Origin of the sequence: Aquimarina sp. MMG016, from assembly GCF_018100805.1 — a bacterium.
In the GTDB taxonomy this organism is placed as follows: Bacteria; Bacteroidota; Bacteroidia; order Flavobacteriales; family Flavobacteriaceae; genus Aquimarina.
In genome coordinates, this window is the sequence record NZ_JAGJEA010000012.1 from 110883 (window position 1) to 131988 (window position 21106).

General features: G+C 33.4%; 27 protein-coding genes. 23 read left to right on the top strand and 4 right to left on the bottom strand.

The features are described from left to right. Positions 1-3 precede the first annotated feature (3 nt). The 23 genes from J8M14_RS18685 (at position 4) to J8M14_RS18795 (ending at position 17049) form a co-directional block, all read left to right on the top strand. Positions 4-444, top strand: a complete 441-nt coding sequence (locus J8M14_RS18685) for an SRPBCC family protein (protein WP_211076347.1) — start codon at positions 4-6, stop codon at positions 442-444. Between the two features lie 146 nt (positions 445-590). Then, positions 591-812 (top strand): hypothetical protein, encoded by a 222-nt coding sequence (locus J8M14_RS18690; protein ID WP_211076348.1) that lies wholly within the window; start codon positions 591-593, stop codon positions 810-812. 32 nt (positions 813-844) lie between these two features. Further along, positions 845-1537, top strand: a complete 693-nt coding sequence (locus tag J8M14_RS18695) for a hypothetical protein (protein WP_211076349.1) — start codon at positions 845-847, stop codon at positions 1535-1537. A 434-nt stretch (positions 1538-1971) separates the two neighbouring features. Further along, on the top strand, positions 1972-2535 hold the full coding sequence (locus J8M14_RS18700) for a Crp/Fnr family transcriptional regulator (RefSeq protein ID WP_211076350.1): 564 nt from the start codon (positions 1972-1974) through the stop codon (positions 2533-2535). A 93-nt stretch (positions 2536-2628) separates the two neighbouring features. Beyond that, positions 2629-3282: a hypothetical protein gene (locus J8M14_RS18705; protein WP_211076351.1), complete on the top strand. Its 654-nt coding sequence runs from the start codon at positions 2629-2631 to the stop codon at positions 3280-3282. A gap of 102 nt (positions 3283-3384) precedes the next feature. Next, complete coding sequence (locus J8M14_RS18710; RefSeq protein WP_211076352.1) at positions 3385-4224, top strand: alpha/beta hydrolase; 840 nt, start codon at positions 3385-3387, stop codon at positions 4222-4224. Next, positions 4217-4708 (top strand): RNA polymerase sigma factor, encoded by a 492-nt coding sequence (locus J8M14_RS18715; protein WP_211076353.1) that lies wholly within the window; start codon positions 4217-4219, stop codon positions 4706-4708. Before J8M14_RS18710 ends, J8M14_RS18715 begins: the two co-directional genes overlap by 8 nt. Then, positions 4701-5303, top strand: coding sequence for a hypothetical protein (locus J8M14_RS18720; protein WP_211076354.1), 603 nt, complete (start codon positions 4701-4703; stop codon positions 5301-5303). Before J8M14_RS18715 ends, J8M14_RS18720 begins: the two co-directional genes overlap by 8 nt. 162 nt (positions 5304-5465) lie before the next feature. Next, positions 5466-5795 (top strand): hypothetical protein, encoded by a 330-nt coding sequence (locus tag J8M14_RS18725; protein ID WP_211076355.1) that lies wholly within the window; start codon positions 5466-5468, stop codon positions 5793-5795. 110 nt (positions 5796-5905) lie between these two features. Beyond that, entirely contained in the window at positions 5906-6073 is a 168-nt protein-coding gene (locus J8M14_RS18730; protein WP_211076356.1) for a hypothetical protein, read from the top strand. Positions 6074-6308: 235 nt separating this feature from the next. Next, positions 6309-7562: a carboxypeptidase-like regulatory domain-containing protein gene (locus tag J8M14_RS18735; RefSeq protein WP_211076357.1), complete on the top strand. Its 1254-nt coding sequence runs from the start codon at positions 6309-6311 to the stop codon at positions 7560-7562. Between the two features lie 109 nt (positions 7563-7671). Next, complete coding sequence (locus J8M14_RS18740; protein WP_211076358.1) at positions 7672-8565, top strand: hypothetical protein; 894 nt, start codon at positions 7672-7674, stop codon at positions 8563-8565. A gap of 101 nt (positions 8566-8666) precedes the next feature. Then, positions 8667-9113 (top strand): GNAT family N-acetyltransferase, encoded by a 447-nt coding sequence (locus J8M14_RS18745; protein ID WP_247672700.1) that lies wholly within the window; start codon positions 8667-8669, stop codon positions 9111-9113. A gap of 379 nt (positions 9114-9492) precedes the next feature. Beyond that, entirely contained in the window at positions 9493-10176 is a 684-nt protein-coding gene (locus tag J8M14_RS18750; RefSeq protein ID WP_211076359.1) for an FMN-binding protein, read from the top strand. A gap of 138 nt (positions 10177-10314) precedes the next feature. Beyond that, positions 10315-11079 (top strand): molybdate ABC transporter substrate-binding protein, encoded by a 765-nt coding sequence (gene modA / locus J8M14_RS18755; protein ID WP_211076360.1) that lies wholly within the window; start codon positions 10315-10317, stop codon positions 11077-11079. Between the two features lie 11 nt (positions 11080-11090). Continuing rightward, a complete protein-coding gene (gene modB, locus J8M14_RS18760) occupies positions 11091-11762 on the top strand; it encodes a molybdate ABC transporter permease subunit (RefSeq protein ID WP_211076392.1) in 672 nt (223 codons plus the stop codon). Continuing rightward, positions 11759-12637, top strand: a complete 879-nt coding sequence (locus J8M14_RS18765) for an ATP-binding cassette domain-containing protein (RefSeq protein ID WP_211076361.1) — start codon at positions 11759-11761, stop codon at positions 12635-12637. The genes modB and J8M14_RS18765 overlap by 4 nt, the downstream gene beginning before the upstream one ends. 12 nt (positions 12638-12649) lie before the next feature. Beyond that, positions 12650-13480 carry a helix-turn-helix domain-containing protein gene (locus J8M14_RS18770; protein ID WP_247672702.1) on the top strand — a complete coding sequence of 277 codons (831 nt, stop codon included), beginning with the start codon at positions 12650-12652 and terminating at the stop codon, positions 13478-13480. Between the two features lie 60 nt (positions 13481-13540). After that, a complete protein-coding gene (locus J8M14_RS18775; RefSeq protein ID WP_211076362.1) occupies positions 13541-13951 on the top strand; it encodes a DUF1761 domain-containing protein in 411 nt (136 codons plus the stop codon). Between the two features lie 10 nt (positions 13952-13961). Then, positions 13962-14504: a DUF4287 domain-containing protein gene (locus J8M14_RS18780; RefSeq protein ID WP_211076363.1), complete on the top strand. Its 543-nt coding sequence runs from the start codon at positions 13962-13964 to the stop codon at positions 14502-14504. Positions 14505-14679: 175 nt separating this feature from the next. Then, a complete protein-coding gene (locus J8M14_RS18785; protein WP_211076364.1) occupies positions 14680-15045 on the top strand; it encodes a BlaI/MecI/CopY family transcriptional regulator in 366 nt (121 codons plus the stop codon). After that, positions 15042-16469 carry a M56 family metallopeptidase gene (locus J8M14_RS18790; RefSeq protein WP_211076365.1) on the top strand — a complete coding sequence of 476 codons (1428 nt, stop codon included), beginning with the start codon at positions 15042-15044 and terminating at the stop codon, positions 16467-16469. Before J8M14_RS18785 ends, J8M14_RS18790 begins: the two co-directional genes overlap by 4 nt. Before the next feature lie 157 nt (positions 16470-16626). Beyond that, complete coding sequence (locus tag J8M14_RS18795) at positions 16627-17049, top strand: hypothetical protein (RefSeq protein WP_211076366.1); 423 nt, start codon at positions 16627-16629, stop codon at positions 17047-17049. A gap of 15 nt (positions 17050-17064) precedes the next feature. Here J8M14_RS18795 and J8M14_RS18800 read toward each other — a convergent pair whose 3' ends face one another. The 4 genes from J8M14_RS18800 to J8M14_RS18815 form a co-directional block, all read right to left on the bottom strand. Further along, positions 17065-17460, bottom strand: a complete 396-nt coding sequence (locus J8M14_RS18800) for a hypothetical protein (protein WP_211076367.1) — start codon at positions 17458-17460, stop codon at positions 17065-17067. A 7-nt stretch (positions 17461-17467) separates the two neighbouring features. Beyond that, on the bottom strand, positions 17468-18487 hold the full coding sequence (pheS, locus tag J8M14_RS18805; protein WP_211076368.1) for a phenylalanine--tRNA ligase subunit alpha: 1020 nt from the start codon (positions 18485-18487) through the stop codon (positions 17468-17470). Between the two features lie 96 nt (positions 18488-18583). Next, entirely contained in the window at positions 18584-20023 is a 1440-nt protein-coding gene (locus J8M14_RS18810; RefSeq protein WP_211076369.1) for a kelch repeat-containing protein, read from the bottom strand. Between the two features lie 107 nt (positions 20024-20130). Then, the gene (locus tag J8M14_RS18815) at positions 20131-20823 is read right to left on the bottom strand and encodes a ceramidase domain-containing protein (RefSeq protein ID WP_211076370.1); all 693 of its coding nucleotides are present in this window, start codon (positions 20821-20823) and stop codon (positions 20131-20133) included. Positions 20824-21106 lie beyond the last annotated feature (283 nt).

The following is a 21106-nucleotide window of genomic DNA, read 5'->3' on the forward strand; positions in this document are numbered from 1 at the left end:
ATTATGAAGTACCAGGGCTCAGTCATTATTGATAGATCAAGAGAGATTGTAACAGCTTTATTTATGAACTCGGATTACAACAAAGAATATCAGGATGGATTTATAAAAAAAGAGCTGATTAGTGGTGTTGCAGGTCAAAACGGAGCAAAATCCAAAATGTATTACAAGTATGGGAAACGTGATATGATCTTAACCGAGATAATTACCAAAAATAACCTTCCAGATTCATTTGAAGCCAGTTATTATCATAAGCATATGGACAACACTATGAAATGCACGTTTATCCAAATTAGTGAAAACCAAACCCGATATGAATACGAATATGAATACATCAGAATGAATTGGGTTTTGCCGAAACTAATGGCTATCCTATTCCCAAGTATTTATCGAAAGCAAGGAGAAAAATGGATGCAACAGTTTAAAACATTTGTCGAAAAACAGTAGGTTTCTCCTGGGTAAGCTATAGGAATATGTTTTCAAACTTTAAACATTTATTGGCGAGGCTTACCTCAAGGTATTTACCATTTAGAAAATAAAGTGTAAATTACCCCGTTTTACAAATATAAAACAAAGGGGAAATATCACACATCATGACTATAGAAGAAGACGAGCGCTACTATAGCTACATTATAGCTGTTCTAAAAACACTACACATCCAGAGCGACAGGTTTTTTGCATCCGTTGCTCGCAGAGAACCTTATGAAAGTACAATCTATCAATGGATTACTCGACTATATCATAAAGGAAAATCTAACGAAGAAACCATACAACACCTCTATCGGATGGGACGACAACTAATGATCAAAAGGTAATAATATACACAGTAGTAGTAATATGAAAAAGAATGATTGAACTTAACTTTAAAAAAGGAGAAGAGTGGTATCTAGAAGAACGGTTTGAAAAAATCAAAGAATTTAGAGAAACTGGTACTTATTCAATGGCTAAAACTGTAGACTCTGATGGAATTATAGGAATTCATATTGAAGAATATGATTTTGAAAAACCGCAAGAGTTTCAAAAAAAAGCTTTAGAATATTTCAATAACAATCAGACCGATGTATTAAATGCTCTTTGTCTAGGTATAATCGAATATTATCCAAAACTGATGAAAGTTTATGATATAACTGAATTTGATGAAGAGTTTGGGTTTCCCAAAATTCAAAATATTGATGATGTCAAAAAAGTAATTGGAATAGGTAATATTCACATCTTAGATGATAAAAAAGATGAATTAAGCTATGTTGGATTTGAATGCGGTTGTCCATGGGATGAAGAACATGGTTTAGGAATAATAATGCATAAAGAAAGAGTTATTGATGTTGGTGCTGCCGATATAGCTTTTTCTGGTTCTAAAGAATTAAGAAAAGACAATGGAACTTATACTGAAGAAGAGCGACTTGAAGATGAAAAGTGGGAGAAACAGATTGCTGAGAATATTGCTAAATACAAAAAAGAGCAAGAAGAAACAAAATTAAGAGAAGTTGAGAACAAAAAGAGAAAATTAAATAAAAAATGGTGGCAATTTTGGACAAAATAAAGTCCCGTTCCCTGATTTCAATGGTAAAACCCGATTCCTCGGATATGATAGCGCGGAAATGTTTTCCGTGCCACGAATAAGTGTGTTGTACCTTAAAAACAGTATAGTTAAATAATGTAAAGAGATTGTTACTAAAATGACAGCCACCGCTCTCCGAAGAGTGATGCTCTGCGAATGTCTGTGACTTCGTAGCGGTATGAGTAAAAAATAAATACTAAGAACCAGTTACATTGATTTGTAGCTGGTTTTTCAAATTTTCTACGGAAAATTTGAAAAAAATATTAGATATTTAAGATATAGAACACAATCGTCGGCTATCGAGAATATCTCGCTCGTTACAATACAAATATCTCGTCCTAAAAAAGTTTACTCCAGAATTTTAAAAACATTTTCTACCTTACTTACTTTATCAATAATATAGCGTACTACACCCTATGGAATTATCAGAATTTATACTAAACAATGTGCCGTTAGAAAAACAGGATGCTATAGCAATCAACAATGCTTTTCACCCTGTAACACTAAAAAAGGGAGAATTTCTATTGCAGCCCAAAGAAATAAGTGATGATTACCTGTACTTGCAAAAAGGGTTGATGCGTACCTTTTTGTATGATTTGAATGGAGATGAAGTCACTATAGATTTTTTTGTGGAAAACACAATTGTCTTTGAAGTTACGTCTTTCTTTAACCGTGTACCGGCTGAAGCTTATATACAAGCTGTGACCGATTGCGAAGGGCTCAGGATTTCTTATCAGGAGTTAAACCGGCTGTTTCACGGCAAGCCGGCATTTAGAGATTTTGGAAGAGCTATGCTGGTTAAAAAATTTATTGCCTCCCAAAAGCGAAATTATGCTATGATCAACCAAACGGCAGAAAAACGATATCAAAATTTAATACAGACCAAACCCCAGATCATACAATATGCTCCCTTAAAAAATATAGCTTCTTATTTAGGTATTACCGATAGTACCTTAAGCAGACTACGAAGAAAAAGATGATGGAATACCATTTATCCTTTGATTTCTTGCCATTTGTCAAGTTGGTTTCGGCTATAGATTCCGAATTTTGTAATAGCTATAACATAATTTGACATGGAAATACAGATCAACGTTGCGTATATAACCATCTTATTAACAACGCTACTCACCGTATGGTTTTTCTACAAAGCCACAAAAAACAAAAAAATAAGTATCGGGATTCTAATATGGATGGTGATTACCGGAGTATTAGCTTTTATAGGATTTTATCAAAATACAGATGCAAGTCCTCCCAGGTTTATTTTTCTATTGGGCCCGGGATTACTTTTGGTGCTGGTGGTTACTTTAGTAAAAAAGTACAATACATTTATAAATGATTTGGATCTTAAATGGCTAACTGTATTACATATTGTTAGAATTCCTGTCGAAATTGTACTTTACCTGGTTTTTTTGGATGGCTTGGTTCCTGTATTGATGACCTTCGAAGGATGGAATCTGGATATTATCTCTGGTATTACTGCTCCGATTGCTTATTTCTTCATTAAGAACAAACGCAGAACATGGTTACTAATATGGAATTTTCTTTGTTTGGGACTTCTAATCAATATACTAACCATAGCAGTACTAAGTGCGCAAACACCATTTCAGCAATTAGCATTTGATCAGCCTAATATTGGGGTTGCTTATTTTCCGTTCGTTTGGTTACCGGCCGTTATCGTTCCGATAGTACTATTCTCTCATATAACGAGTATCAAAAAATTACTGTGATAGTTTTTTAGGAATCTCTATTCATTTCAAAAAAAAATTCACCGTGGTGTAACAATTTTTGATCTTTTGCATCAAAGGGTAAAATCAAAAACATAAAACATCATGAAAAATTTAAAAATCACCTTCGTTTTATTATTAATGGTAAGTTTCTGTTTTGCGCAGTCTTCGGCAATTAAAGTAGAAGTTTCGGGAGCAGGAAATCCAATACTATTCTTACCCGGTTTTACGAATCCCGGATCTATCTGGAATGAAACTATAGAGAATTTAGAGCAAAAAGGAGAACATCACTTGGTATCTTATGCTGGATTCAATGGCAATACTCCAATTGCGATGCCCTGGTATGATACTATTAAAAAAGAATTGATCGCTTATATAAAAGATAAAAAACTTAATAATGTAAACATCATTAGCCATAGCATGGGTGGTAACCTGGCGGTAGATATTGCTGCTGCTCTACCGGATACTATAACCGCTATGATACTGGTGGATTCTATACCTTGTATGAGAGCACTCATGATGCCGGGAGTACCTGTAAGTCAGATACAATACGACAGCCCGTATAATCAACAAATGCTGGATATGAGTGAAGAACAATTTAAACAAAGTGTTTCTTTTATGGCTCAGAATATGACCAATGATAAAGATAAGGTAGCAATACTGCTAAACTGGATGCTGGAAGCTGATCGCAAAACGTATGTGTATGGATATACAGACTTATTAAAACTGGATCTTAGAAATGTATTAGACAAGGTAAAAGCAAAAACATTGATTCTAGGGGCATCATTTCCTACGTTAGAAATGGCCAAAGGTAATTTTGAAAAGCAATATGCTTCGTTATCTCAAAAAACCATCGAAATGGTACCGGATAGCAAACACTTTATTATGTTTGATCAACCAGAACTATTTTATCAAAAAGTAAATACTTTTTTAGCCAATGACTAAGAAGAACCAACAACAATTCGAGCAGCTATATCAACAATGCTTCGCGATGGTTTTGCAGATGTGCTTAGGATATGTAAAAGGAGATCATGATCAGGCAAATGATCTTTCGCAAGAAGTTTTTATAAATATCTGGAACGCTCTGGAAAAGTTTAGAGGAGACTCTGCGCATAAAACCTGGGTCTATAGAATAACAGTAAATACTTGTTTACAATATCTGCGAAAAGAGAAGAAAAAAAATAAACTGGGAATTGATCAGGTGGTGAATACATTAACTATGGAGGAGACTGGTGTCAATGATCAAAATAATGCATTATATGGTGCCATAGGACAACTGGCAGAATTAGATAGGTTGATTATAATGATGGTATTGGATGGACAAGAATATGATGATATCGCTGAAGTAATGGGTATCCAACCTACCAACCTGAGAGTTAAGATACACAGAATCAAAAAACGATTAAAAAAAATATTAGAAAATGAATAATGAATTCGAAAAGTTGCAAGGGTTATGGCAACAAAATAGAAAGGATATCGAGAACAGTCCTCTCGATCTTGATAAAGCGATAGCTGATATCAATACAAAAAAGAGGTTCAGTACTAAGTTTCATTATGGAAACATCATCGTATTATCACTATTAGTAGTCATGCTAATTGCATTTTTCTATTTCTTAGCTCCTGTACAAGAAATTTTAAGTAGAATTGGTGTAGGGCTGATGATCGGCGGAATAGTAGTGCGAATACTCATAGAAGCTATTAGTGTTTCCAAAGCTAAAAAGATTGATATGGTCGACAATGCCATAAAAAATACAGAGGATACTATTGCTTTTCACGACTATAGGAAAAGGATTCATGGGCCTGTTACAATTGTTATCATTATACTGTATAGCATAGGGTTTTATATGATCTCTCCGGAGTTTAGTAAGTATTTTGATACTTGGCAAATGATTCTAATGGATGTTTCGTATATTTTTATAGCGATTATCTTGATTTTCTTTATAAGAAAAAGCGTCATAAAAGAGATGAAGACCCTTTCAGAAATTATTGAACTCAAAAAAGAAATGATAAAGGAAGAAGTCTAATATATTAATCTGCTATCCATGTGATCAATCACTTTACCATAACTAATAATTGAAACCCACTCGATAATGGTATATTGCAACCGCTACCTTAATGGAATGTGATGGTGAGAAGATTTTGCAGTACAACGCAGCTTAGACAAAACCCAGAGATAACAAATAACAATGAATAAAGAACTTAAAGAGCAACTACTGTTATTTTATCAAAAATGTGATTCATTTAAAGGGAAGACAGTCTATATAAAAGAGTATATCTCAACACATAAAGATAATTTTGATAGACATTTCACAACCTTTTCTGAATTAAAGTTTAAGCTTAATAATTTTGGAGTGCGATTGAGCGGAGGAAGAGTCTTTTTTATGGCAGATGAACAAATGTATGAGATCGGTGGAGATATAATTATAGCAATAAAAAGTAAAGAAAATAATGAGTTTGAATTAATGGAGAAATATAGTGAAACAGTGTATAGAAAATCAATCCTAAAATTTGAATAAATCAATCCACCAAAACCAAAAAACATCTACCGATTCTACGAAACAAGGTAACATTTCATACTCCTCTAACATAAACCTAAAAGGGCTATTTTTTATTAAAACCAATTATTATGAAATCTATTTTAGACATTAAAGGGGTTACAACATTATCCAAAAACTCACAACTGGAACTACGCGGTGGTGGTCCGGATTATTGCTATGAAATCTTTAGAAACTTAAGAGAAGTATACTGTTGTGGTACCGTATGCTCTGACTACCGTAGTGGTCAATGGGTATAACATGAAGTAATCAAATACGTATTAGTTTACTTCTGCTTTCACTACTAGTGTGAGCATCCCACCAGTGAAAACATGAAGTGGAGATCATAAAATAAAAAAGCTATGATATTGTTATGATAGCTTTTTTTATTTTGGTGCTATGAGTAAAAAATAAATCTCACAATACACTTTATAACCCTTACCATGGTATTAAAGTCTAATTCTTAACTTGTGCAGACCATATATCTTACCGAATATGGTAAGAACAGTAACAAAACCACATTTGATTCGTCTGCATACTATGAATAAGACCATCATTTCTTTTGCTATTATCGCCTTTTTTTCAATTGCAATTGTTGCGCAAAACAATCAGAAAACTATCACAGGAAGAGTTCTGGATAAAGAGAATAATAAAGCTATTTCGCTAGCATCGATATACCTAAAAGGACAAGCCATAGGTACCGTTTCCAACGAAGACGGTGAATTTATTTTTCATGTTTCTGATGTTGACCAATCAAATATTGTAGTAATATCTTGTTTGGGATACCAATCTATAGAGAGAAAAATTGATGATTTTGTAACGCATCAAAATATAGTATTAAGTGCAGAAATTAGTAATCTTAATGAAGTCGTGATCACAGCAACTAAGAAGAAACAATTAACGGCTAAAGAAATTGTAAAAAAAGCATATAAACAAATCCCTAACAACTATCCCAACACACCTTATATCTTAGAAGGATACATAAGAGATCTACAAAAAGAAGATGATAACTATGTAGAATACCTGGAATGTGCAGCCAAATTTTTATACCAAGGCTATAAAACCCAAAGAGAACCTCAGGTAGAACTATTAGAGGTAAAAACAAATTATTTGGCCGAAAAACATCCCTGGAATGCACAATGGGAAAGAAAAAACTCAATTATGGATCTAATCGAAGATGATTTCATCAGATTTGATTACGGTCCTATAAAAGGAAAAAACGGATGGAAATATGATCTCGAAAGTATTGTACCCTATAGCAATGGCCTAGTTTATAAAATAACAGGTGTCGATAAGCCTTTTCAAAACGCCGTATTGTTTATAGATACTGAAACCTTTGCCTTTGTAAAAATTGAATTAACAAGAAAAGCAAAAAATAAAAAGTCCTGGAGAAGACGATTTACAAATGGAGCACATCAAATGTTCTATAATTTGGTGCTGGAATACCAAGAGTATAATGGAAAAATGTTTTTAAAATATCAGAAAGAAGAAGATACCTGGAAAATTTTTAAAGGCCTGGAATCAAACAAATTACTTTTTACCCAGTATCCTAAAAAAGAGCTTTTTATAAATAATATAATCGTTGATGAGGTAAAAAACCATCCGTTTACAAGAAACATGGATATTGGTTCTAGTATTGAAAATCAAGCTAAAGACTATAATGCAGCTTTTTGGAGCTCATATAATATTCCGAAGCAGACAGAAAAAGAAAGTAAAATTATTTTGGAGCTGAAAAACAGGATTAAGTAGTTCTAAACCGATTACACCGGTTTAAGGAATCAATACTAACAATTCGTATATTGCATATGGTTCCTTTACAAAGCAAACCCACCCTGCAAGAAACCTTTAAATAATAAATATGAAAAACAGATTCCTTTTTACTTTTCTTTTTATAGGTTCTTGGTGTTTTGCTCAGTTCGATACTATTGCTATAGATCACCTAAGAGGCATAAGCAATAGCGGAACCACTTTTTATAATGTAAATGGGGTTGATTTTACAAGTCAGATTTTTAATTACGATTTTACTGAAAAAAACCTAAAAAAAGTACTGAGAAAATATAAGTTAAAAAACGCAACAACTTCTGTTGATGATAAAATTGATTTCAAAAATATAACCACAGCTAGCATAGATAAAATTTCTGACAGCTTATCACAGTATAGCACATATTATTTCATCGAAAATCCAAAAGGTAGAATTCAGGTGTTTTGGTTTGGATTTTACGAAAAAGTACCAAAATCATTTATTAAACAAACTATTGGCTGGGTAGCGAATAATAGTATCCCATCAGAAAACTATGATAAAGTATCGGCAAGTTCTATAAATTTTGCAGGTAGAACTATACAACTAGATAGTAGTTGTGGCTGGATCAATATAAATAATGTACAATGTCCTTATTTCGGACAAATGAATTGGTCATTGCATAGCAGTTTAGAAAGTGCCAAAAAGGCGAACCACTATCAACTTCTTGGAACAAAAACAAAACAAGGTGGAAAAGTGATTTCTGAAGAGACTGTTGCTATTGAATTTGAAGGAGTGCCTACAACAGCAAAAAAAGTAATCTATGATTTTACGGGTGTAAAATCTTTATTGGCAGGAATGTCGGGAGGAAAAACATTAACCATTTATTATGTTTCAGAAAAAATACGAGAGCATTATGTAAGTTGTGTTATGAGTTTCTGGAACAATGATAATATTAACTCGAGTGGTTTACCTGGACTATTAGAGCAAGTAATGAAATTGAAAACAGAGTAATACAAATTATGGTTTAAAATCGACAAAGGCCAATAAACAAAATCAATTATCAATACTCTGTAATGATATCAGAACGATTAGTACTAAATTAAATCACCATTTTGAAAATAAGGCCTTACACACCCAATGACAAAGATTCAGTTCTTAAACTGTTAGATCTAAATACGCCTAAATTTTTTGATAAAACTGAAAAAGAGAGCTTAAAGAAATATCTCGATAATGAAGTGGAAGATTATTTTGTTGTGGAAGAAAATAATGAAATTATTGGGGCGGGCGGAATTAACTACTTTCCAACAGAAAGAATTGCTCGAATTTCTTGGGATTTTATTAAACCTAATATGCAAGGTAAAGGCATCGGAAGAAAATTGACTGAATACAGAATTAATAAATTGAATAACAATAATGAAATTGATTTGATTATTGTCAGGACATCCCAAATCGCTTATAAGTTTTATGAAAAAATGGGATTCAAACTAGTGAAAGTTGAAAAAGATTTCTGGGCAAAGAATTTTGATTTGTATCAAATGGAACTAAAAATAAAATTGTAAGATCTGACAAAGTCTTAACCTTTTTAACTCCAGGTATAGAAGGTAATTTTCCAGTAAGATTTAGATTTGTGATTCAAGTAAAACATCATTCGCAAGAAACTCTCACAATATATTCTAATGAATTCGATGGGTGGATAGATGAACAGTTAATAGAATAGATAAATAATTACCTTATTGATTATATAAATATGTTTGGGACAAGCAGAAAACATAGAGGAAATATGTGAGAATGTAGAAAGAATTGGTTGTGCTTTGTAAGAATAATTGACTAAAAATACTTATGATAGTAAAAGAAGATGCAATCAACTGACAAAAATCATTGATATCCTAATCTGCGTTAACGACTTTTGTCCTATAAGGTAAACACAAATCTAGGCTCATGAGAACGATAGTATTATGCATCATATTTTGTACACTAATTTTTAGTTGCAAACCACAATCTGAAAGCAACACACAGGATGTTTCTAAGTCGCAGGCAGAGCCTCAAAAAGAAGTCCAAATATCACCGATTTTAAAAGATATCTTGGAATTTGCCGAAATCAACACTAAACAAAATGTAGATATCAACAATCTATTGATAACCAAAGCTGTCGATTCCTCAGGAAATACAACACCAATCCATATCGAAGAAGCGGTACAGCTATACAAGGATATTACCAAATCTAAACAAGTCGATAGGCTACCTGTTTTTGAAATACTGAACACTGATAAAGCAATACTTATAGTAACTGGCAAAGGATATATGGATGTTATCTGGGCTAAAATTATGGTGGATCGCCTAAAAAAGAAAATTCTTAAGGTAGCATTTGACCATAAAGGAGAATCTGAAGGGTATGGTGCAAGTATAACGCTAGGCTCCTTCGAAAACCAGTTCCAGGATACTGATATATCTTTTATAAATCCCACTTTCGGATTACTGCAAGGAGGTAAAAACATTTCTAAAGGAAATCAACAAATCGATGGAATTTCAGGGGCTACAATCACCAGTCTAGCAACTATAGAGATGATGAATACAGGGTTACAACAATATGCAGGATATTTTCGAAAAACCTCTAACAGGTAATTTACTATTCTACTACTCTACCATTAATCTGTTTGCAACCAAAGAAAACAATGAGGAACTTTATAAAATAAACCAAACAATTATCTAGAGTATCACAGCTTTTTGTATTTTTCGGCTATAGGTTTCTTATAGTGTATTATGATAAAATTCCATTTGGTCATCATTATCCTAGTCGCTGCACTTTTTAGTGCTTGTCAGCAAGAATCATCTGATCATATTACTATTGCGACAGCCGCCAATATGCAATTTGCAATAAAAGAGTTAACTAAAACTTTTGCAACTCAAACAGGGATTGACTGTGATTTGGTAATCAGCTCCTCTGGTAAACTTACTGCACAGATTAAAGAAGGAGCTCCTTATGATATTTTTATCTCTGCGGATATGAGATATCCCAAAAAAGTCTATGATAGTGGGTTTTCTATGAATCCTCCAAAAATATATGCCTACGGAAGGTTGGTATTGTGGACCGCACAGGATACAATTCAACTTTCTATGAACACTTTAAGAGACCCTAATATTAATCATATCGCCATAGCCAATCCTAAAACTGCTCCTTATGGGAAAGCAGCAATAGAGGTCTTACAACAATGGAATATTTATGATACCATCAAAGATAAGCTGGTATATGGTGAAAGCATTGCACAAGTGAATCAATTTGTTATGTCAAAATCTGCTGAAGTCGGTTTTACAGCCGAATCCGTAATCTTAGCTCCTGAAATAAAAGAAAAAGGACATTGGATGAAGGTTGGAGAGGCAGGACATCAACCCATAATTCAAGGTGTGGTTTTAATTGATCATGAAGACGCACATCCGGAGGCTATCAAGTTCTACGAGTTTCTTTTTTCGGCTAAAGCCAAAGAAATACTGGAAGATTTCGGATATTTAGTTCCTGAACACAACTAGAATATCTAATGATCGACTGGGATCCGCTTATTCTTACTTTTAAACTCGCATTGGTGACTACCATTATTTTGTTGGTCATTTCTGTGCCATTGGCATATTGGTTGGCATATTCAAAATCACGAATCAAACCCGTTATCGAAACCTTAGTGAGCATGCCTCTGGTATTACCTCCCACGGTATTAGGGTTTTATTTATTGATGGCATTCAGTCCCGGAAATGCTTTCGGTAGTTGGCTTAATGAGTGGTTGGGCATACGTTTGATCTTTTCGTTTTCTGGTTTAGTACTCGGGTCTATATTATATAGTTTACCTTTTATGGTACACCCTATTCAATCGGGATTATCGAGTTTGTCACCTTCTCTACTAGAAGCCTCCTATGTTTTAGGGAAGTCTAAACGCACTACTCTATTCAAAATATTGTTACCTAATATCAAACCATCTCTCTTAACAGGAATTGTATTAGCTTTTGCACATACCATAGGAGAATTCGGTGTTGTATTGATGATTGGAGGTAATATTCCGGAGAAAACTAAAGTGGCGTCAATTGCCATATACGATGAGGTGGAGGCCTTGAATTATGGTGCTGCCAATACCTATTCTTTGATTTTGTTTGCCATTACTTTTATCATTTTACTCGCTGTATATCTTACCAATGGGGGATATCTAAAACGTTTCTGGAAATGATCGAGCTCAATATCCATAAAACCCTGAATGCGACACAAGGAAAAATGGTACTTGATGTAAAATTACATATCCAAAAAGGACAATTAGTTACTTTATATGGCTCATCAGGTGCCGGAAAAACATCAATCCTTAGAATGCTATCAGGCCTACTACAACCAGACAAAGGAAAAATTGAGGTAAAAGAAGAACCCTGGCTGGATACCACAAAAAAGATTAATCTTTCACCTCAACAGCGCAATATCGGTTTTGTATTTCAGGAATATACCTTGTTCCCGAATATGACCGTACGCCAGAATCTGGAATTTGCTTTATCCAAAACTCAGGATAAAAGCATTGTTGAGGAATTAATTTTGATCACAGAATTAAAAGAATTACAACATAGAAAACCCGAAACCCTATCTGGTGGACAAAAACAACGTGTCGCCCTAGCTCGTGCAATGGTGCAACAACCAGAAATTTTGTTACTTGACGAACCACTTTCGGCATTAGATCTTGCTATGAGGATCAAATTGCAAGATTATATTCTCAAAGTGCATCAAAAATACCAGCTCACCACCATTCTGGTAAGTCATAATATTTCGGAAATTATCAAAATGTCAGACCAGGTCTATTGTATAGATCAAGGTAAAATAGAACGACACGGTACTCCTCTGGAAATTTTCACAAATAATAAAGTAGATAGCGAGCTGAAACTTTTTGGAGAGGTAATAGACATACAAAAAGAAAAGGATACTCATAAAGTCAGTGTATTAATAGGAACAAACCTGGTTCATATAACCGCACAGGAATCTGAAGTCAAGACACTCCAACAAGGAGATACGGTGATCATTACTTCTTCTGCCTTTAAACCGGTTATCCAAAAAGTGCAACCATAAAATCTCAAAACTATGCTATTCGAAACACATAATATAGTTTCTCCGATAAATCAATATATCGAATCTGTTTTTCACTTCAAAGATTTTATTCCGGATCATTCTATCGAGAGAGTTGTGCCCACGGGACATATTTTCATCATCTTCGAGCTGGATGATATACCCAGGAATACTTTTGATAACGAAACACTAAAACCCAATAACACCTTTACCAAAGTATGGATTTCCGGAATGCATAAAAACTACATTTCGATCTCAGCACACCAGAAATCAGAAATGTTTGTGATTCAGTTTAAACCCTTCGGTGCTTATCCTTTCTTTCATTTTCCTATTCAGGAATTGAATGAAAGAATTCTACCAGCCGAAGATATATTAGGAGAAGAAATCATACAACTTAGGGAAGAAATTTATACTCAAAATGATTCTAAAGATAAATTCGTTGCTGCTGAAAAGTGGCTAACGCATCGGTTTGACACTAATAAAACTCCGCCAAACGCATTACTTACCGTTCTAGAAGAATTACAAAAAACCTCTGCTACTAATTACGCTGAGGTGATCGAAAAATATCCCAATACGCAGAAACACCTCATTAATCAGTGTAAGAAGTATATTGGCATAACACCAAAGTATTTTCAACGCATTTTGCGTTTCAACGAAATTTTACATCAGATACACCAAAAAGAAAAAATATCCTGGTCTCAGGTCGCTTATCAATGTGGATATGCGGATCAATCTCATTTTATTAAAGAGTTTAAACACTTTTCAGGCTTTAATCCTGAAGAATTTATATATAGAGATTTTAACGATGATGAGCCTAATTTCTTTCCGCTAGATCGCGAAGGTTAATTTTTTACTATATCCGTAAAAAGTGTTTTGTTAACATTGCTTTATCAAAACATCATTTTTATGGATTTAGCAACCTCATTCGGAAACATTAATTGGTTATCAGTATTTATTGCCACATTATCTTCATTCGTTCTAGGTGGTATTTGGTATGGTCCTCTCTTCGGACGTACCTGGATGAAACTATTTAACTTCTCAGAAGAAGTTCTAAAAAAGAGAAGCGTACCCAAGACTTTTGGAATATCTATATTGCTAGCTTTTATCGCAGCATTAAATCTAGAATTATTTATAGGAATAGAGGCCGATGTGACCTTTGGTACTATGGCAGGATTTTTTGCAGGATTTGGGTGGGTCGCTACTTTTTTAGGTATATTGTATATATTCGAGATGCAATCTTTAAAAGCTTATCTTATCAACGCCGGATATTGTACAATATCATTAACCATTATGGGTGCCATTTTAGGTGCCTGGTAAACTATAATTTATGGACAAAGCATTACAAACAATGATTGACAATATGCCGGAAAAAACTGGTAAGTCATTAGACGAGTGGAAAAAAATACTACAAGCCAAAGCATTTACTAAACATAGTGAAGGAGTCAAGTTTCTTAAAGAACAACAAGGGGTAACCCACGGTTTTGCAAATACTATAGTAACACTCTCAAAAGATAATAACGAAACGTCTGAAGACTTACTGACTAATCAATATAAGGGCAAAGAAAGTCTGAAGCCTATCTATGAAAAACTAATCGCGGCGGTAGATACTTTTGGTAAAGATGTAGTTAAAACTCCCAAAAAAGGAAGTGTGAGTATTATCCGAAAAAAGCAATTTGCCCTAATTAAACCAGCTACTAAAACCAGAATTGATTTAGGACTAAAGCTTAAAGGAAAACCTATCACTGATCGTTTAGAAAACTCCGGTCCTTTTGGTACCATGTGTACACATAGAGTAAAACTTACCTCAGATGATGAGGTAGATACAGAACTTATCAATTGGCTAAAAGAAGCTTACGAAATGGCTCAATAGCCTTATATCACTAATTTTTACAACATACTCTCCTACTCTTTTTACTGGTAAAATGTAATTTTTAATTCATTTTCAAACTAAAATATTAGTTCGAACTAATATTTTAGTTTATATTAGCATTCTCAAACTAAGGTTTTAGTTTGAGAATTTTCACCAAAAACAAATTACATTAGGCATGAAGCAACTTACCAAAGCAGAAGAAGACATTATGAAAATTCTCTGGAATTTAGATGAAGGCAGCGTAGTCTCTATACTTGAGCAACTGCCTGAACCTAAACCGGCCTATAATACTGTTTCTACTATTGTAAGAATATTAGAAGATAAAGGTTTTGTGAATTATAGAAAGGAAGGACGAATTCATATCTATTTCCCACTTGTTAAAAAAGCCGAATATAGCAATCAGAGTATAACCAAGTTGGTAGATGGTTATTTTCAAGGATCCTTCAAGAGTATGGTTTCTTTTTTTATGAAAAGGAACGATATCAGTATAGAGGAAATGGAAGAAGCCCTAAAAGGAATCAATAAAGAAAAAGAAAAATGATACACTACATTTTACAAATCCTGGCTTTTCAACTACTTTTTCTGGTGGTTTATGATCTGCTTCTTAAAAAAGAGACCTTTTTTAACTGGAACCGAGCCTATCTTCTAGTAACGCATGTCCTGAGTTTCGTACTACCACTTGTACAAATAGAAGTGATACAAAAAAGTATTCCAAAAGAGTATCAGATACAACTACCAGCAATATTAATAGGTAGTGCTAACAAAGAAATATCACTCCCAGAAGTGTTGATTGGATCATCAGACACCTTTTTTCAGTTCATCACAATCTCTAAAGTATTTGAATATCTGTGGTATTTAGGAATGCTTATAAGCTTATTTCTTTTCACTTACAAGATTATTACAATCCTAAAGCTTAAACAAAAAGGAATCAAAACTAGAATAGATAATTTTAATCTGATTTCATTACCTAATACCAGTTCTGCCTTTACCTTTTTTAATACCATATTTTTAGGAGAATCACTTTCTGAAACTAAAAAGACGAACATTTTATTACACGAAAAAATTCACGTAAAAGAATATCACTCTGCCGATCTACTCTTTTTCGAAGTTTTACGTATCATCTTCTGGTTTAATCCATTAGTGTATATCTATCAAAACAGAATGGCAACACTTCAGGAGTATATAGCAGATGCTAAGGCCATTGCCGAAACAGACGAAAAAGAATATTATCAGAATTTATTATCTCAAATCTTTCAAACAGAAAGAGTTTCATTTATCAATACATTTTTTAATCATTCATTAATCAAAAACCGAATAGTTATGTTACAAAAATCAAAATCAAAGAAAATTTTTCAATTAAAGTATTTACTATTAGTACCTATAATCTGTAGTATGCTGGTTTATACGTCTTGTACGCAAGATTCAGTTGCACAAACGGATAATGCATCCAAAAGTGACTTAATCAAAAAAATTGAAGCCGTACACCATCAAATTGAAATCCAGGGCAATATCAGCGAAGAAGAGGAAAAAGCTCTAAAACTGCTTGCGATGTTAACTACAAAAAATGGGGTATCCAATCCAGCCTATAAAGATGTGGTAAAAGATGCTGAAATACCTTTTGGGGTTATCGAAAAAGTACCTGGGTTTCCTGGTTGCGAAGGCTTGGTTGAGTCAGAATCCAAAAAGTGTTTTACGCAGAAAATCACTCAATTTGTTGGTTCCGAATTCAACACCAAGCTTGGAGATGAACTTGAATTAACAGGAATACAACGAATTTATGTACGATTTAAGATAAACCACAAAGGTAAAATAGTAGATGTGAAGGCAAGAGGACCACAACCCGAGCTAGAAACCGAAGCTATTCGTGTTATCCAAAAATTACCTCAGATGACACCAGGAGTACACGATGGAGTTAATGTCGGTGTGATGTATTCATTACCTATCGCATTTGAAATCAAAGAATAATCATACCCAAAAAAATATTTCATCAGAAAAGCCGGAAATTAAATGTTTTCGGCTTTTTTTAAAAAGAATTCTTATCTTCATGATAACTCCTTAGATATTATACCTTTACACTGGATTATACTTTGGAAAATCTATTACTTCAAAAAATATAGACATCATGAATACTCCAAGCAATAACCAACAAACACAAAGAAAAGTCAACATTTTTGTAGGTCTTTTACTCTTTCTCATTTCTATTATACTATTTATAATTACGATTCCTATCGGTTTTGTATATGGTTTCTTTTATAGGCTATTTACAGGTTTTTTAAAAGGATTAGGAGGTTATTTCCTAGAAATAGCAGTTTCTATAGATCAGTTAGGTAATGTAATTATGCAACATATATTAAACCTTCTATGGATTAAAAAAGAAGGTTATAAATTTGGTAATAGAGACGAAACCATATCGAGTGTACTTGGCAAAAACAAGGTGCAAAACACACTTTCGGGGTTTGGAAAACTAATTGTTTCTATACTAGATGCTATAGACCCTAATCATGTATTTGACTCTATAGATTATTTTGTTGAGTCTAAAAACTGAAGATTAAAGATTGGTTTATTTTACCAAAACTCCTCGCTGCTCCATTACAGGTAAATCCTGAAAAGCATTTTCATTAATGGTATTTTTTCTGAAGACGTATTTCTTATCATATAGCTTTCCATCAGCAAAAAAAGTAACAGCAAATTCATTATTCATAGCTAATAATTCTTCCTGGATCATTTCTATTTTGGCAGATGATTTAGCTTCAACAGTTCCGATACCGTGACGTAGCAAAGATGTTTTTTGGTCATCTTTATACCCTTTAGTCACTACCAAAACCATTTCTATAGGAGTCTCTCGATCATTAATAATATAAGCGTTCCAATCCTGTGCTAAAAAATCTTCATTCCATTCTTTAACTACAGCAACGTAGACGTTTTCTACTACTGGTATTTCAATATCTTTCTTCATTTTTAATCTATAACGAAGACTTAAACTGCTCTAAGAAACGTACATCATTTTCGCTAAGCATACGGATGTCCGAGATTCCATATAATAACAGTGCAATACGGTCAATTCCCATCCCAAAAGCAAATCCACTATATTCCTCAGGATCAATATCACAGTTTTTTAAGACATTAGGATCTACCATTCCACATCCCATAATCTCTAACCAACCGGTTCCTTTAGTCATTTTATAATCAGTTTCGGTCTCTAACCCCCAATACACATCTACCTCAGCACTTGGCTCAGTAAATGGAAAATATGAAGGGCGTAATCTGATCTTAGACTTACCAAACATCTCTGTGGTGAAATATTGTAATGTTTGCTTCAGATCTGCAAACGAGACATCTTTATCAATATAAAGTCCTTCCACTTGATGGAAAAAACAATGTGATCTCGCAGAAATAGCCTCGTTACGATATACCCTTCCCGGAGAAATTGTTCTAATCGGTGGCTTATTATTTTCCATATACCTCACCTGAACAGACGAAGTATGTGTACGCAATAAAATATCAGGATCAGTCTGTATAAAGAAAGTATCCTGCATATCACGTGCCGGGTGATATTCTGGTAGGTTTAATGCTGTAAAGTTATGCCAATCATCTTCTATCTCTGGTCCTTCACTAACATTAAATCCTATTCGTGAAAAAATATCGATAATCTGATTTTTGACTAAAGAGATGGGGTGACGTGAACCTATAGCGATTGGCTCAGCTGGACGTGTTAAATCCCCATAGTTACCTGCATCTTCCTCTTTGGATTCTAATTCCTCCTTAAAAGCCTTGACTTTATTCTCAGTTGCATTCTTAAGAGCATTAACCGTTTGCCCAAACTCTCTTCTTTGTTCAGAAGCTATATTTTTCAACTCTGAAAAATACTCGGTAACAATACCTTTTCGACCTAAAAATTTAATTCGGAAAGCTTCAACTTCTTCTTTGGTTTTGGCTTTGAACTCATCAACCTCAGCTATGTACTCTTTAATCTTGTCAATCATCACTATTGCTTAATAGAACCGCAAATTTAACGAATTTAAATCATAAAAAACGCCTTCTTTTCAGAAAGCGTTTTTTGATTTTTTATTTGACTGTAATTAGTTTAATTCTGCTTCGTAAATTTTGATCGAGCCGCCCGTAATAGCTCCAGTTACCAAATAGAGTTTATTATTCAAAATTTTAAGCTCTCTAATTACATCATCTATTACCATATCAGATTCCATAGAAATTTCGGTAAATGATTCGTCTGTCGTATTGAATACCCCCAAGAACGACTCATACACTCCTCCGTCAATTTCTCGATAACCTCCCACATAAATAAGGTTTTGATACCTATCGGTAAAAGTAGCATTAACTGCTTTGGGAATTGATGAACTCTGCCATTCCCCAGTGTTTAGATCATAAATAGATATTGTATCAATCGCTCCTTCTCCGATATGCTTGGAACTTCCACCAAATATATAAAGCTTATCATCTACTATTTCGGCATCAGCATAAAATACAGGTTCTGGTAATCTGGCAACTTCGTCAAAATTTTGTGAGACAGTATTATATTTAAATAAAAATTCAGAAGTATCACCCCCACCAGCAGTATTAAGCATTGAACCTACAATAAAAATATCCGTATCATAAGAAGCTGTTTTATGTCTTGAAAATATTTCAGTTGTAAAATTATTTGATATTGATGTTGGGTTATTCGTAAGACTTGTTTGATAAGTATTAATAGTATTGCTTGCAACGACTATAAGTTTTCCATTAACTATTTCTGGTTCTTTGTTAAAAAAACCGGAAGGTTGACAAAAAGGTTTTAGAACAAACTCATTTGTAACCACATCATAAGTGATTATTTCTTCTAGAGCTGTATCGCAAATAGAGAAATCAAAATCTCCTCTTCTACTGATTATCAAAGAATTTGATTGATTCGAACTCGTCATTCCAATTCCTATACCATCAATTCCATAAAAACCAATTTCTTTGAACTCCAGAGAATTAGAAATTACTGGTGCATTACTATCAGTGTAAGGAATTAAGGTGATTTCCATTTCTACGAAATCTCCTACACGTATCCTACCAATAATTTTATTCTCACTAACTACAGTGAAATCAAATAAGCCTTCAAAACCTATAAAAGTATCTGGATTGAGATTAGAAATTGTTATCCCTAATACTAATTCTTTTTCATAAAAATCTTTATACAATTCTTCGTTAGTAGTTGCATTCCAATTAACAGCTTCTCTTCGTTTCCAGATAACAGAAGCTAGCTCTCCTGACAAATTCGGGTTATCAACTATGGTTGTTGAAAAAATAAATACATCATCTTTAATATTAGATTCATTAGAGATATCTAAAGAAGTTCCTTTATTTGGATTGATGATCAACGCTTTTGAAACACTCCACGATTTAGAGGAATTATCTGTTAATAGTTGAATGGTTTCTGCAATTTCTATACCCGGATTAGATGGATCATCAGTATCATTATCACAAGATGCAAACAAAAAAGATACAAAAATCAAGATATTAAAAACCAGTTTCTTCATTTGATAAAATTAAATTGATGAATGAGAGGGCGAAAATAATAAAACTGCGTCTCACAATATTCATAAACTTTCTGAATACATCTTTAATGTTTCTGAAAGCTCAAATATTACTTCTGAATCGCAATTAATTTATCTCTATAAGTATACAACATCAAAAAGAAAACCGAGATCCCCCCAAATAAATGCCAGAGCCAATGTGTACCCATATACAACATTTCTGCATCCAAAAGTTTATCTATGCTTCTAAAACTTATTGCAGTTACAAAACTCAACACCGCAAAAATTACAAGCTCCTTGTTTTTACCTTTAGTTTTTATAAGATATAATACAATCGGAAAGAGCATTGTTATGGCAGTGATCACATACCCCAATGAAGTCCGAATTACCTCTGGAATGGGCAAAAACCTTATAGCAAATGAAGCTGTAAAGATCACCACGAGTGCTAGAAGCCTTTGCCACCATTTTTTATAAAGCTTAAAAATAAAATAAAACACTGCTGCAGAACACAGAATCAAAATAGGTATCCAATCCATAAACAACCAAACCTGATGACTCCTTGTTCCATGAAACAAGGTTCCTCCTATAAATCCTACTGTCAAAACAGGAATACAAAAAGCCAAAAAAGTATGTTGCTTGACATTTTTATAAATCCGAATCGAAAAATAGATAATGATAAACAAAAAGATAAGATTACTAATCGTGTTAAAAGGTTCCACCGGTAATCTTCCCATCAATGTTTCTCTATAAATCGGACCGGAATCATTGGGAATCTGAGAAAAGTATAAACCACTGAAAATCATTGCATTTTTCTTTTAAAGTTAAAGAATATAACTTAAAATACAGAAATTACACCCCAGGATTTCGGAGTATTTGACAATAAAATATTCATAATTTTTTCCTTCGCTATTTATTGTCTTTTTAAACCTTATAAATGTCTTAACATAAAGTATTCTTAAGTACGTTAAAGCCCGTTAAAACTCTTGACCAAATTACCTTTATTAATTATTTTTATGATACACCCTAATAAGGTTTAAAGTATGTAAATCTTATATAAGAATTTAACCAAAAATGCTTCGCAATCAA